Raw genomic sequence first — 15,130 nt, forward strand, 5'->3', positions numbered from 1 at the left:
TAAAATGGTTTTTTACAATGTCGACGAAACTTTTCTTTTTATAAAGACATAAGTGCTTAGTCAGAAAAAAGATGGAGAATTTTGAATTGTTCTTAGCTCAATCCGGTGTTCCTATTTTCTATATAAAAATAGGGCTGGGTTTTTTATTTTCGTTTTTAATTACCTATTATTCTGTTCCTACCATCATTAAGATTTCCAGAAGAAAAAACCTCATGGATGAGCCGGGGATAAGAAGTTCGCACCTCAGGAAAATCCCAAATCTCGGGGGGATTGCTATTTTTTATTCCATAGGAATCTGTACATCTATTTTTGCATATGAACTTTTCGATTTGTATAAGTTCCTTTTTGCATCACTCATTATTCTTCTGTATATCGGAGTCATGGACGATATTGTAGTGATGCGGGCCTATAAGAAGCTGGTCGCTCAAGTTATTGTATCTTCAATAGTCGTAATAGGTTCGGATATCCGGATCAGAAGCCTTTTCGGGATTTTCGGAATTTATGAAATGGATTATTTTATAAGTGTTTTTTTTAGTATTATTACTTTTATTATACTGATCAATGCTTTTAATCTTATCGACGGAATCGATGGCCTTGCTGGAGGATATTCTGTAATATGCAGTGCTCTTTTCGGGATAAGTTATTACCGGTTAGGAGAATATAATTATCCTTTGGTTGTTCTTTCGGTAATTATTATCGGGGCAGTTCTGGCATTCCTGTATTATAATTTATCCAATTACAGAACCAATAAGATTTTCATGGGAGATACGGGTTCTATGCTTTTGGGATTTCTGCTTGCTTTTACATCCATCTGTTTTATTGATATTTTTATCGACAGGGAAGTTCCTGGTGTTCCCAAATATCATCTGCAGTCTGCGCCCGTAGTAGCCGTTGCCATTCTTATTTTACCGATCATCGATACTTTAAATGTGATCATTATCAGGATCATCAACAGGAAATCGCCTTTCGACGCCGATAAAAACCATATCCATCACAAATTATTAGCGCTGAATCTTACGCACAGAAGATCCAGTTTTTATATTATCGTATATTATCTTTTTATCGTTGCAGTAGCCTATTATTTCAGACATATTAATATAAATCTTTTATTATTGGTGATCGTTTTTCTTGGTTTTTTAGGAGCCTACCTTCCGGATTTTGTTTATCTTTTAAAGAATAATAAGAAGACTATCAATTAAATCTTTACTTTTGCAAACAATTGAAAATATGATGAAGAATTATAAATATATATTCCTTTTACCTCTCTTAATAATGACCTCATGTATTACAACAAAAGATGTACAGTACATGCAGCCGAGCGAAAGCCTCGTGATCAACGAAGAAGGGCTTGTTCCTTACAATATTCCGGTATACAGGATTACAAAGAATGATATTTTAACACTTAATATTGTCACAACTCCTAAAGGAGATGCGGCACAGTTCTATTCTGCCCTGAACACCTCAGGAGGATCTGGTGGAAGTGGCGGCGTGGGAATTCCAGGTATTGGAATTGGTGGAGTCGGAGCCGGATCAGCTTCGGGTGGAGGAAATGCCAGTTTTTATTTTAACGGGCTAAAGGTGGATTCAAATGGTGATATTAACGTTTTCGGTATCGGATTTATAAAAGCAGAAGGACGCACGATTGACGAAGTAAGCAAAGAAATTCAGGATAAGGTAAACGAGAATTTCCAGGAAGGGAAATCAGAAGTACGCTTAAATACCAATGGAATTACATTCTATGTCCTGGGAGATATAGAAACAACAGGGGTAACCGGTGAAAAAGTAGTTCATAAAAATACTTTAACCATCACAGAGGCTTTGGCCATGAGCGGAGGGCTTAACAGAACGGTGGACAGAAAAAATATAATGATTCACAGAAAACTTCCGGAAGGAATTAAAATGGCGAGAATCGATCTTACACGGGAGGATGTAATGAACTCCCCTTACTATTATGTACAGAACGGTGACGAAATCTATCTGAATACAAGAGCAAAAAGCCTGAACGGTCTCGGAAAAGACCCTATTCAGACCTTAACTACCGGTGTATCGGTTATTACCACGGCGTTATCCATCTATTTACTTCTAAAAAACCTTTAATATCATGATTCCAGGAAACGACGCTAAGGCAGAGAAGGTTGATTCTCAGAAGGAAAAACATGGTTCTTTCGCCCTCTTCGATATCGAACATTTTTTAAGGAGGGTACTGAAGAATTGGTATTGGTTCGTACTAATGCTGTTTATCGGATATAGCATTTCATGGGTGTACAGTAAATATTATGCACAGAATATTTATGCTTCCAATTTATCTTTGAGTGTTTCAAACAATACATCAAGTTATTTTACCCCGAACCAGTCGATTAATTTTATCTGGGGGCAGGGAGGAAACCAGGACGGAGTATATCTTAAAAAAATGCTTTTATCCAGAACCCACAATGAATTTCTGGTTAAAGAGCTTGATCTTTTCGTAAATTACTCTACAAAAGGCATGATCAAGTCGACCTATCTGGATAAAGACGATTGTCCGATTCTTTTTCAGGTGGACAGAAAACATCTTCAGCAGGTAAATTATCCGATTACATTGGTTGTAAAAGGAGCTGGTACCTACGAAGTTGTACTGCCTGAGGAGGGACAGTCGACCAGTTTGTACAGTTATGATTTTGAGGGTTATTCATCAATCCATCCTTATGAAAGGCCAGCCAATAAAATAATAAAGGTAGGTGAATGGTATACTTCACCGAATCTGAGATTCAGACTGCTCCGTAATCCGATCGTTCCGAAAATTAAACTGGAAAATATTATTGTTAATTTAAATACGGTGAATCAGTCTGTGAACGAGATTGTTTCTACGGTAGGAATTGAATTCGATAAAGAGATTAATAGCATTATGATTATTTCTAAAAAAGGCTATAATCTCAACAGCACCGTTAGCTTTCTTAACATGTCGGTAAATCAGCTTCAGAAGAAGAGATTAGCGGATAAAATTACCGTTGATAAAAATACCGATGTTTATTTACAGGAAAATCTTAACAATATCAGGAAAAAATTGGATTCAAGTGCCAATGTCCTGAATTATATGAAGACTACGGAAAAGCTTTATGATATTAAAGACAGGGATGAAAAATCCTTAAGTCAGATCAAGGATCTTGAAGCCAGAAAAGCAGATATAGACAGTAAAATCGCTTCTCTGAATGAAATCAAAAGAAGCCTGGATGCCCAGAATTTTGAAAAAATGATCAGCACGACGGCGGCAGGTTTCCAGGATGGCCTTTTCAGTGCATCCGTAGCAGAACTAAAGGCACTTTATCTCAAAAGACGTGAGCTGGCATTAATTTATAAGCCTACTTCCGAACCGATGAAAGAGATCAACAGGCTTATTGATGATGCTAAAATGACTTCCAATACGGCTTTGAGAAATTATTATTCCGGTTATTACAACGAAATAAATAAAATTAATCAAAAAGTTACAGAAGCAAATTCAGATTTAGCGACTTACCCTGAAAAGCAGAGAAGGTATCTCGATGCGGAAAGAGGGTATAATATGATTGAGGCAACCTATAACAGCTTGCTCAGCAGGCAGAATGAAACACAAATGAGAATGGCTGCAAACCAGTCGGATATCACAGTGATTGACCCTGCCAAAAATGTAGGACAGCCGCCGATCGGTCCTAATGTAAAAGCTGCGAAAGCCGCTATTATCGGAGGTTTTCTTGTATTACCTTTATTGTTTATTCTCATTGGAGAATTGCTGGATAGTAAGATCAGAAACATCAGAGAGCTTCTTAGCGCCACCAAAATTCCTTTGTTGGGAGTAATTGGTAATAACAGCAACGAAAATATGCTTACTGTTCTGGATCAGCCGAAATCTTCTGTATCGGAAGCATTCAGGGGAATACGGGCAAATGTAAGGTTTTTATCGGGCGAAAATGGGGGAAGTAAAGTTATTCTGGTAACATCTTCCATCGGAGGAGAAGGGAAGACCTATGTATCGATTAATCTGGCATCGGTTCTTGGCTTAAGTGATAAAAAAACCATTCTTCTCGGAATGGATTTAAGAAAGCCGAAAATTTTCGGAGATTTTCAGATTGATAATAAATTTGGTATTTCCAATTATCTTACCGGCGAAGTGGAAATGAGCCAGATTATCAACAGAACGAGGATCCCAAATCTGGATGTGGCGACTTCAGGACCCATCCCGCCGAATCCTTCCGAACTCTTGATGAGCGAAAGAAATATTCAGTTTATCGAAGATCTTAAGAGCATCTATGATTTTATTATTATAGATTCTCCGCCGGTTGGTCTGGTTGCGGATTCCTATGAACTGATGAAGCATTCTGATGCGAATATCTATGTGGTACGTCATGAATATACTGAAAAATACATGCTGAAAATGATTACGGAAAGATATCATAATGGGGAGATTGATCATTTAGGACTTGTATATAATGATTATAATACCAAGCAGGGTTACGGTTACGGCTACGGTTATGGCTACGGTTACGGGTATGGTTATGGCTATTTCGATGAAGATAAAAACTATAAAGAACCTTTACTGATAAGAATTAGGAACAAAGTACAGTCAGTATTCAATAAAAAATAATACATTTAAGCCCTCAGTAATGGGGGTTTTTATATCCTGATAATTTTGATTCTATTAAAAAAAGAATAATTCAGCGAGTTTGTCGTTTACTTTATAACAAATTATGTTTTTTTGTTTATTTTTAACTATACATTAAGATTATCATTAATATAAAAAAGTTTTATATTTGCAAAAATTAAATTTTAAAATAACCATAAATCCATATTCTTTTATGAATAGAAAATTATTGTTTAGCTTCCTTGCCGCTCTAGGAACTGTGGTAAGTGTTAAAGCACAAAGAAACGAACTGGGGGTTCGTCTAGGTATGAGTAACCTAGTTGGGGATATAGGGAGATCGAATTATCTTTTACAAAAGCCATTGGATTTAAGCAGAGCATCGGATTGGGGAGTTCCGTTTTATGGTGGTATTTTATATAGATTTAATTTTAATCCTCATCAGACTGTAAGATTGGATCTTGGATATAACCAGATCCAGTTTAATGATAAGGTTGCAAAAGAAGATTACAGAAGAAACAGGAATTCATTCGGCAAAAATGATGTTTATGAAGCGAGTCTGGTTTTCGAGTACAATTTTTTCCCTGTGAATAATGAACAGAAAGGTATGGTGAGCCCGTATATCTTCGGTGGAGTAGGTGCTTTGATGTTTGATGCTCCTAAAGCGACCATCACCAACGACTTCAGAAGGGATGCTGATGGTGTTGCACAGGCACCCATTAATGAACTTGATTTCACTACGACCGCAACATACTCTACCGGTAGAAAAGTGACGGCGCATCTTCCTTTTGGAGTGGGGCTGAAATATAAATTTAATTATAACTGGGCTATTTTTGCAGAAGCTACCTTCAGATATACGCTTACAGATCAGTTGGATTACAACAAAGTCCTTAATAAAGATGTCGTAGCTACATATAACGGAGATATCCTGAGCCCCGTTACCAATGGCTCCCTTTTACAGACAGGTGCTTATTATGTAGTGTCTAAAGAAAGGGAAGCTGCCCTTATAGGACAAAGAAATATAGGAGATACCCGGTCAAAAGACTGGATGAATACCGTAAGTTTAGGACTTACTTACTCATTCGGGAGACCTCCGTGCTATTGTGATTAATATGTCGTTGATAAAAGATAAAATAGATCCTGAGAATTTACCAAAACATGTGGCAATCATCATGGATGGTAATGGGAGATGGGCAAAAACCCGTGGCGAGGAAAGAACTTTCGGCCACAGAAATGCCATTGATGCAGTAAGGAATGCCATTAATGCATGTAATGAAATACATATTCCGTACCTGACGCTGTATACCTTTTCTTCGGAAAACTGGAACCGGCCTGCTGAAGAAGTAAATACACTGATGAATTTGCTTGTGGAGACCCTGTTGCTGGAAGCTGAAGAAATTTTCACCAAAGGGCTGAAAATGCATGTGATCGGGAATCTGGAAAAACTTCCGCCGCTGGTAAAAGATCAGCTTTTACGGGTCGTGGAGCTTACAAAAGAAAACACAAAAGGCAATCTGGTGCTTGCAATCAGCTATGGTTCGCAGCATGAAATACTGAATGCCATAAAAAGCATCAGCGAAGATGTAAAAAAAGGAAAAATCGATGCCGGTGATATCGACGAAAAGCTTTTCGAAAGCTACCTTTATACCAAAGATCTTCCGCCTGTGGATCTCCTGATCCGGACCAGCGGCGAGATCAGAATCAGCAATTTCCTCCTTTGGCAGATCGCTTATGCGGAACTGCAGTTTTTAGATGTTCTGTGGCCGGACTTTACAAAAGACATTTTCTTTCAGTGTATTGTAAATTATCAAAACAAAGAAAGAAGATTCGGGATGACCGGCGAGCAAATAAAAATTCAGTAAAATTTAAGAAAAGAAAGACTACGATAAAATGAAGTTTAGACTATTACCCATCATCATGTTTGTTGCTTCTGCACATTTTTATGGACAGGTAACGCCACAGGACAGCACGAAAGTGAACAATGCTGTACATGCAGAAAACCAGGCAGGAACATACACACTGAAGGACATCGTTGTAGATGGGGTTAAAAAATATACGCCGGCTCAGATCCTGAGGTTTACAGGTTTGTCAAAAGGAGAAACGGTAGACATTCCGGGGCAGAAAATCAGTAACGCTGTAAAAAAACTTTGGGATACCCAATCTTTTTCTGAGGTGGAAGTATACGTTCAGAGTATTGAAGGCGAAACCATCATCCTTCGATTCCATCTTCAGGACCTCAAAGACCTTGGAGAAGTAAAATTTACGGGAAAAGGGATTGGTAAATCCAAAAACGAAAAACTGGCTAAAGACAACAATCTGAAGCCTGGAACCAAAATTACCCAGAACTTAATCTCAAGCCTTAAAACAAATGTCCCGAAAGACTATGTGAAAAAGGGATTTGCAGATGCTAAAATTACCATTCAGGAAAAAGTAAATGCAGGAGATCCTAATCTGGTAGACTGGACCATTAATGTAGACAAAGGCAAGAGAATTAAGATCGATCATATCGAGTTTGAAGGAAACGAAAAGGTTTCCGACAGAAAACTTAGGAACAAAGCATTCAAAGAAACGAAACAGAAAAGATTCGGGATCGGCGGTATTCTGAAATCTTCAAAATTCATCGAAGATAAATACCAGGAGGACAAGCAAAACCTGATCAATTATTACAACTCTTTAGGATACAGGGATGCTACCATTGTTTCAGATTCGGTATGGAGAAATAAAAGGAACAATTACGAGATCAATGTAAAACTGAAAGAAGGAAAACAGTATTATATCGGTGATATTACCTTCACCGGGAATACCGTATATTCTACAGATTACTTACAGAGACTTTTGGGATATAAGAAAGGGGATATTTATGATGCAGTAGGTTTCAACAAAAAAGTTGGGGAAGACGGTGGTAAGGAAGATGATTCGGATATCAAATCCGTTTACATGAACAACGGTTATCTTTTCTCCAACGTAACACCGGTTGAAAAATCTGTAGACGGAGACAGAATCAATCTTGAAATCAGAATTAACGAAGGAGAAAAAGCAACGTGGAATAAAGTGACATGGCAGGGGAACACCACGACTCATGACCATGTTATCCTGAGAGCCTTAAGAACGAAACCGGGAAATCTTTTCGCTAAAAGCGATATTAAAAGAACCTATTTCGATCTTGCCGGGATGCAGTTCTTCGATCCTCAGCAGGTAGGGCAGGACATCCAGCCGAACCAGCAGGATAACACGGTGGATATCAACTGGAAACTGGTAGAGAAAGGATCTTCACAGGTTCAGCTGCAGGCAGGTTACGGAGGGAACAGCTTCATCGGAACCCTGGGACTTACTTTCAACAACTTCTCGTTGAGAAACTTCCTGAAGTTTAAAGACTTTAAGCCGGTTCCTCAGGGAGACGGGCAAACCTTATCGCTTCAGGCACAGGCCGGACAGTATTTCCAGAACTATGGCGTTTCATTTACGGAACCATGGGTATTCGGAACAAGGCCTACCGCACTTTCGGTAAGTTTGAACAACTCAAGGGTTAAATATTCCGATATTTCCGGAAACTCCCAAAAGCTGAATATTTTCTCTGCTTCTGCTGGGTTAAACAGACAACTAAGATGGCCGGATGACTATTTCTCATTATACACAGGTCTTCAGTACCAGAAGTATGACTTTAAGAATTATCCGTTCCAGTTTGGAAATACAACCGAATATTATGGTTCGGCCAACAACTTAAGCATCAACTTAGGGCTGAGCAGAAACTCGGCAGGGATCGACCCGATCTTCCCGACAACAGGTTCCAACCTCGATTTATCGGTGAAGTTCACGCTGCCTTACTCTGCATTCAACAACAAAGATTATTCTACGTTGAGCGCTACAGAGAAGTATAAGTGGATGGAATTCTATAAGGTGAAGTTCAAGGCTGATGTTTACAACGAGATCATTGGTAAATTGGTATTGAGATCTTCTGCTGAAATGGGCTTCATGGATGGGTATAACTCTAAGCTGGGAGCACCGCCGTTTGAAAGGTTCTATGTAGGAGGTACCGGCTTATTTGGAGGTAGATATGACGGTAGGGAATTGATTCCGTTGAGAGGTTACGAAAACGCTTCTACATACGGAGGAACTTCCGAAGATATTACTCCTGCAGGAGGAGGTACTATTTACAATAGATTTACGTTAGAATTAAGATATCCGATTTCACTGAACCAGACGGCAAAAATTTACGCCCTAACGTTTGCGGAAGGAGGTAACGTTTGGAATTCTTGGGGGAACTACAATCCATTCCAGTTAAAGAGATCAGTTGGTGTAGGGGTTAGAGTATATATGGGAGCATTTGGTTTGATTGGATTTGATTTCGCTTACGGATTCGATAAAACAATTACAGGAACTGATCCTTCCGGATGGAAGACTCACTTCTTAATGAACCAATCATTATAATCCGAAACATGAAAAATTTTAAAATTGTTTTTTCATTTGTATTATTCCTGCTTTTCGGGCTAAGCAATGCACAGAAGGTAGGCGTTGTGGATACCGAATACATACTGGGCAAAATGCCTCAGTATAAAGAAGCGGAAGCAAGGCTTAATGCACAGATCGATACCTGGCAGACAGAACTGCAGAACCTGCAGGCGGAATATGAGCGTAAAAGATCTGCTTTTGAAAGTGAAAAAGTACTTTTAATTGGCGATCAGCTGAAACTCAGGGAAAAGGAAGTGATGGATTTGGATAAAAATATCAAAACCACCACCAGTTTACGTTTCGGGGCGACCGGTGAAATTAAAAAGCTGAGGGCGAACCTTGTACAGCCTTTCCAGGACCAGATCTGGGAAGCCATCAAGACCATGGCCGAAAAAAACGGTCTGGCCATAGTGCTTGACAAAACCAGCAACAACGTAATTTTTCTTCAGAAAAGATCCGATTATTCAGATAAAGTACTGGCCATCCTGCTAAAAGACAGCGAGCCAAAAGAAAAAAACAAAACAAGAAAATAAAAGTTTAACTTTTATTAAATTTACAGATCTAAAAACAAATTAAATTATTTATTTACCCATTATGAAAAAATTAAGTGTATTATTTGCAGCGGTAATGATGGTTGTATCGGTAGGTATGGCAAAAGCTCAAAAAATTGCTACTTTAGATGTTATAGGTGTTCTTAACGCAATGCCTGAAAAGAAAAAGGCTGATACTGATCTTAAAGCTTTCTTAGATACTAAACAAGCGGAAATTAAGAAAAAAGCAGATGCAGGACAGGCTAAAGTAAAGCAGTATACTGAAGAAGCACCTAAGAAAACGGCTGACGAAAACAAAGCAAGAGAAGCGGAATTGGCAAAAATGCAGGAAGAAATTCAGCAGATGAATGACAAAGCGCAAAAGGATTTCGTGGCAAAGCAGGATGCAGCATACGAGCCGATCGAGAAGAAGCTTAACGATGCGGTTTCTAAAGTAGCTAAAGCAAACGGATACGATTATATCATGGATGCAAACTCTGCAGCATTTGTTTTCAAAGGAGGACCTGATGCTACAGCGGCTGTAAAGAAAGAACTGGGTGTTCAGTAATTTTCAGAAATTAACAAACATTTATAAAATAACCATCTCTCATCGGGGTGGTTTTTTTATTTTTGCAGAATGGAAAAAGAAGTATCGACCACGGTAAAGGTCAGGTTCAGCGACTGTGATCCGATCGGACACTTAAATAATGTAAAATATCTGGATTATATGTTCAATGCCAGGGAAGATCACGTCGAAACATTTTATGGTTTTACCTATGAAGAATACACCAAACGCACCGGCTGTACCTGGATTGCCATTCAAAACGAAATTGCATACCTGAAAGAAGTACGGTATAATACTTCGGTAGTCATCAGCAGCAAAACCATCGAGGTCGGGGAACGGACGGCAAAAGTGGAGATTCTGATGAAGAGCCTGGATGAAAAAACAGTCCACGCTGTATTATGGGTAACGGTAATTTATTTCAACATCAAAACGAGAAAATCCGAAGTACATCCTGAAGATATCAAAGGGACATTCAATAAATTTTATGTAGATCTGGAGCAGAAAGACTTCCAGGCCAGGGTTAAATTTTTAAGATCACAAAACGCAAAAAATTCATAATGAAGAAAATATTAGTTATCGGAGGAAATGGGCAGTTAGGAAGCTGCATCAGGAAAATAGCATCCGAATTCGAACTTGATTATGAGTTCTCTTTTACCGATTCCCAGACTGTCGATATTACAAACGAAGATCAGGTAAACAGTTTCTTTACCGAATATAAACCGGATTACTGCATCAACGCTTCGGCATACACGGCCGTAGACCTTGCTGAAAAAGAAAACGAAAAAGCATTTGCCGTAAATGCAGATGGAGTAGGATATTTGGCGCAGGCCTGTAAAGATATCAACGCCATATTGATTCATGTTTCAACGGATTACGTTTTTGACGGTGAAACCAATCTTTGCTATTCCGAAGATGATTTTACCAATCCAATCGGTGTTTATGGCGAATCCAAATTAAAAGGCGAGGAGCTGGCTATGGAAATCAATCCGAAAACCATTATCCTCAGAACCTCTTGGCTTTACTCAGAATTCAATAAAAATTTTGTGAAGACGATGTTAAATTTATTCTCGCAAAAAGACGAATTGGGAATCGTCGGCGATCAGTTTGGCCAGCCGACCAATGCCACTGACCTTGCGGAAGCCATCATGTCTATTATAGAAACCCGGGAAAAGAAATACGGTATTTTCCACTTTTCCAATTACCCTGAAACCACCTGGTTTGAATTTGCTGAAAAAATAGCAGAATTCTCCGGATCAAAAATAAAATTGAATAAATTAACAACCGATCAATATCCGACTCCGGCCAAAAGACCGAAGAGAAGCACCATGTGCCTGGATAAAATTGAAAAGGTGTACAACGTCGAAACCAGGCACTGGGAAAACAGCCTTGAAGAATGTATTGAAATTCTTCAATCTAATAAATAAAAAAATGAAAAAAGTACTGATCGCTGCTCTTGTTTTTCTGATACAGCTTATTAATGCCCAGAATGTATACCTTACAAAAGTTGAAAAAACCCATGAGAATACAGACCGGTTTTTATATAAAATTGATGAAGTAAAAGACGCAGAATATCTGGGTGAAATCGAAGTGCAGGGTTTTTCTAAATATGATGACGAAGTCTTCGCGTTGATATATAAAAAGGCAAAAGAAATCGGAGCAAATACTTATACTTTGAAGCCTTTTGAAAATATCGACGGCACAGCGCAGGATTTTAATCCTTCAAACTACAGACTAAGCCTTTATTTTCTGCCGAAAAATAAAATGACTGAGCCGACAGGATATATGTATATTTTTGCTTCTTCCGATAAAGACCAGAAGATTGCAGTAAACAAAAAGGATTACGTTATTTCACCAAGATCATACATAATGCTGGAAACAGTTCCGGGCGAAATCTACACTGTTTCTACGAAAAAACTTTTGGGCTCTACCATTAAAATACAGCCTAAAGACAGCAGTTCCAATCAGTATTTTCAGATTTCTGCCACTAAAATTAAGTCGGACCATACCGGAGTAGGAGGGCTGAATCTGAAAAGCGGAGATATTATTGGCCTTGAATCTTCTTACGGCAACTTTCTGAGAACGATATATAAGAAACAGTAAAATTCCTGTACAATGATTGCTGGCTAAGCAATCGACATAAGTTATCTAAATAGTTTAACAGGAGAGCTAACATAAAACAATATTCCTTCTGCGTTTTATAGCCAGATATTAAACTTTTATAAATCATTAAATATATTTTACACTAAAATGATTCTAAACACAATGCATGCAAAAATAAATTTTTCCTTACTTAAACAATACGGAGCTATCGTTTTGGTTTATGTCTTCATCCTTGCAATTTTTTTGTTTAAAACAAGATTCGTGTTAGCAGATCCAAGATTGTGGTATGAAGAAGGCATTGTCTACCTGCGGGATTCGGTATTGAACGGATTTTCATCCGTATTTTCCAATCATCAGGGATATTATAGCATCATTCCAAGTGTAACCATTTATCTGAGCTCTCTTTTCAGCACAAAATATATTCCGTATTTCACGGTGTATACCTCACTATTTTTTTGGTGTTATCTTTTCTATGAGATATTTTTATATGTCAATAATAAATACAAGACAGATAATATAAGTAAAGTACTTTTCGTCCTTACTATATTTTTGATTATCGCAAGCGGCCAGGAAATACTCTTAAATACCATTACCCTTCAGTTTATAACTCCTTTTATTATTTATTTCATTATTAAAAACCATCAGGAACTTTCTGTTCCCAGGCAGGTATTAATATTGATTTGTCTTCTTAATGGGGTTATGGGATTGCTTTTTATACCCTTGCTTTATGTAAAGTATTTAAAAAAATACAAAATTCTGTTTCTGTTTATAGCCGTTGGAGTTTTATTTCATCTGTACTCGGTACTGTTTTACACATCAGATAACAGAACGACGGTGATGCAAAGACTAGTCTGGAACCTTTCCTATAAAATACAGCTGATCGAAGATAAGGATTATTTAAAATTTCTTTATAAAAACTATTATTTAATCTTTTTTGCAGCTCTGTGCTTTTATCGTAAAATGAACAGAGAAAAATTGATTACGGTAATAACCTTGTTGGGAATTACAATATTTGTAGACCTTACAAGGGTTTTACCAAACTTGGATTCAGAAAGATACAATTGTATAATAACAGGATCTTCTTTCCTAGTACTTTGTGAATTGATCAATGTGGGAATTTCTTCAAAGCTGCAATTGCCATTATTAACATTATCTTTTCTTTTGATATGTATTAAAAGTCCCCGATTATTATATTCCGATTACATCTACTGTAAAGAAGCAAGCTGGAAAAAGGAATACATAAAATACGATTCTTATTTGCCGGCTAAAATACATCCATGCGGATTAACTATCGAAAAACCTAAAAAATCAGACCAATGATATTGTTCAGTTCTATATATTTTAAGCGGAAAAGAACATTCAAACAGAGGTGTAGGAAAAAAAGTCAAACTTTTGTTTAAAAATATTGGTCTTATGAATCAGTCTTTTAGGGTTAAATATTACGTAAAGATGAAATTTAAGTTAAATAAACTTGTTTTGTGTTGTCGGGTTGCCCTATCTTTGCCGCACTGAAAACGAGAGTATATCAGTAGCGCAGAAGAGCTTTTAGATAAGCGGTATTAATGTAAAGAGAACTACTTACAAGATATGTTCTATCGATTTGAAGGCTGCGATTTTTTTTAAGAAAAGAGTTGCGGAATAAAAAAAGAAGTGTATCTTTGCAGTCCCGATAAAGGGAGCGCAGGAGTAGGATGATTTGATTGATTTGGATGTTTGGGGTTAATAAAAAAACTTTAAAATTTATTCAAAAAGATTTGGTCATTAAAAAATAAGTTATTACTTTTGCACTCGCAAATACGGAGCAACACTGACAGAGAAGGAGCTTCGGAAAAAAGCGAGAGATAAAGAAGATCATTGACATACAATATAACAACCAAGTAAGGAAAAACTAAAGCGTAAAAAAACTTTGAGTGAGTCAAGACAAACATACAATGGAGAGTTTGATCCTGGCTCAGGATGAACGCTAGCGGGAGGCCTAACACATGCAAGCTGAGCGGTAGAGATCTTTCGGGATCTTGAGAGCGGCGTACGGGTGCGGAACACGTGTGCAACCTGCCTTTATCAGAGGGATAGCCTTTCGAAAGGAAGATTAATACCTCATAATATATTAAGTGGCATCACTTGATATTGAAAACTCCGGTGGATAGAGATGGGCACGCGCAAGATTAGATAGTTGGTGAGGTAACGGCTCACCAAGTCGATGATCTTTAGGGGGCCTGAGAGGGTGATCCCCCACACTGGTACTGAGACACGGACCAGACTCCTACGGGAGGCAGCAGTGAGGAATATTGGACAATGGGTTAGCGCCTGATCCAGCCATCCCGCGTGAAGGAATAAGGTCCTATGGATTGTAAACTTCTTTTGTACAGGGATAAACCTACCCTCGTGAGGGTAGCTGAAGGTACTGTACGAATAAGCACCGGCTAACTCCGTGCCAGCAGCCGCGGTAATACGGAGGGTGCAAGCGTTATCCGGATTTATTGGGTTTAAAGGGTCCGTAGGCGGATCCGTAAGTCAGTGGTGAAATCTCACAGCTTAACTGTGAAACTGCCATTGATACTGCGGGTCTTGAGTAAGGTAGAAGTGGCTGGAATAAGTAGTGTAGCGGTGAAATGCATAGATATTACTTAGAACACCAATTGCGAAGGCAGGTCACTATGTCTTAACTGACGCTGATGGACGAAAGCGTGGGGAGCGAACAGGATTAGATACCCTGGTAGTCCACGCCGTAAACGATGCTAACTCGTTTTTGGGCTTTCGGGTTCAGAGACTAAGCGAAAGTGATAAGTTAGCCACCTGGGGAGTACGTTCGCAAGAATGAAACTCAAAGGAATTGACGGGGGCCCGCACAAGCGGTGGATTATGTGGTTTAATTCGATGATACGCGAGGAACCT

At 38.3% G+C, this 15,130-nt stretch carries 12 protein-coding genes and 1 rRNA gene (1 of these 13 running past the window's edge); all 13 read left to right on the plus strand.

The window, feature by feature from the left end; genetic code table 11:
- The first annotated feature begins 71 nt into the window (after positions 1-71).
- Positions 72-1,199 (plus strand): glycosyltransferase family 4 protein, encoded by a 1,128-nt coding sequence (locus ACED20_RS08165; protein WP_378104154.1) that lies wholly within the window; start codon positions 72-74, stop codon positions 1,197-1,199.
- A 31-nt stretch (positions 1,200-1,230) separates the two neighbouring features.
- The gene (locus ACED20_RS08170) at positions 1,231-2,097 is read left to right on the plus strand and encodes a polysaccharide biosynthesis/export family protein (RefSeq protein WP_378104223.1); all 867 of its coding nucleotides are present in this window, start codon (positions 1,231-1,233) and stop codon (positions 2,095-2,097) included.
- 4 nt (positions 2,098-2,101) lie between these two features.
- The gene (locus ACED20_RS08175; protein ID WP_378104155.1) at positions 2,102-4,597 is read left to right on the plus strand and encodes a polysaccharide biosynthesis tyrosine autokinase; all 2,496 of its coding nucleotides are present in this window, start codon (positions 2,102-2,104) and stop codon (positions 4,595-4,597) included.
- 211 nt (positions 4,598-4,808) lie between these two features.
- Positions 4,809-5,702 (plus strand): DUF6089 family protein, encoded by an 894-nt coding sequence (locus ACED20_RS08180; RefSeq protein WP_294200733.1) that lies wholly within the window; start codon positions 4,809-4,811, stop codon positions 5,700-5,702.
- 1 nt (position 5,703) lies between these two features.
- Entirely contained in the window at positions 5,704-6,453 is a 750-nt protein-coding gene (locus ACED20_RS08185; protein ID WP_294200735.1) for an isoprenyl transferase, read from the plus strand.
- A gap of 28 nt (positions 6,454-6,481) precedes the next feature.
- The gene (bamA, locus tag ACED20_RS08190; protein ID WP_294200736.1) at positions 6,482-9,019 is read left to right on the plus strand and encodes an outer membrane protein assembly factor BamA; all 2,538 of its coding nucleotides are present in this window, start codon (positions 6,482-6,484) and stop codon (positions 9,017-9,019) included.
- Between the two features lie 8 nt (positions 9,020-9,027).
- Positions 9,028-9,573 (plus strand): OmpH family outer membrane protein, encoded by a 546-nt coding sequence (locus ACED20_RS08195; protein WP_294200737.1) that lies wholly within the window; start codon positions 9,028-9,030, stop codon positions 9,571-9,573.
- Positions 9,574-9,634: 61 nt separating this feature from the next.
- Positions 9,635-10,138: an OmpH family outer membrane protein gene (locus ACED20_RS08200; RefSeq protein WP_149247356.1), complete on the plus strand. Its 504-nt coding sequence runs from the start codon at positions 9,635-9,637 to the stop codon at positions 10,136-10,138.
- 69 nt (positions 10,139-10,207) lie between these two features.
- Entirely contained in the window at positions 10,208-10,693 is a 486-nt protein-coding gene (locus tag ACED20_RS08205) for a thioesterase family protein (protein ID WP_294200738.1), read from the plus strand.
- Entirely contained in the window at positions 10,693-11,559 is an 867-nt protein-coding gene (gene rfbD, locus ACED20_RS08210) for a dTDP-4-dehydrorhamnose reductase (protein ID WP_378104157.1), read from the plus strand. The genes ACED20_RS08205 and rfbD overlap by 1 nt, the downstream gene beginning before the upstream one ends.
- Positions 11,560-11,563: 4 nt before the next feature.
- A complete protein-coding gene (locus tag ACED20_RS08215) occupies positions 11,564-12,235 on the plus strand; it encodes a hypothetical protein (RefSeq protein WP_294200740.1) in 672 nt (223 codons plus the stop codon).
- A gap of 837 nt (positions 12,236-13,072) precedes the next feature.
- Complete coding sequence (locus tag ACED20_RS08220; RefSeq protein WP_294200741.1) at positions 13,073-13,555, plus strand: hypothetical protein; 483 nt, start codon at positions 13,073-13,075, stop codon at positions 13,553-13,555.
- 608 nt (positions 13,556-14,163) lie between these two features.
- Positions 14,164-15,130: ribosomal RNA gene (locus tag ACED20_RS08225) — 16S ribosomal RNA — on the plus strand (it continues 550 nt past the right edge of the window).

Origin of the sequence: Chryseobacterium sp. sg2396 (assembly GCF_042610505.1) — a bacterium.
GTDB lineage: Bacteria > Bacteroidota > Bacteroidia > Flavobacteriales > Weeksellaceae > Chryseobacterium.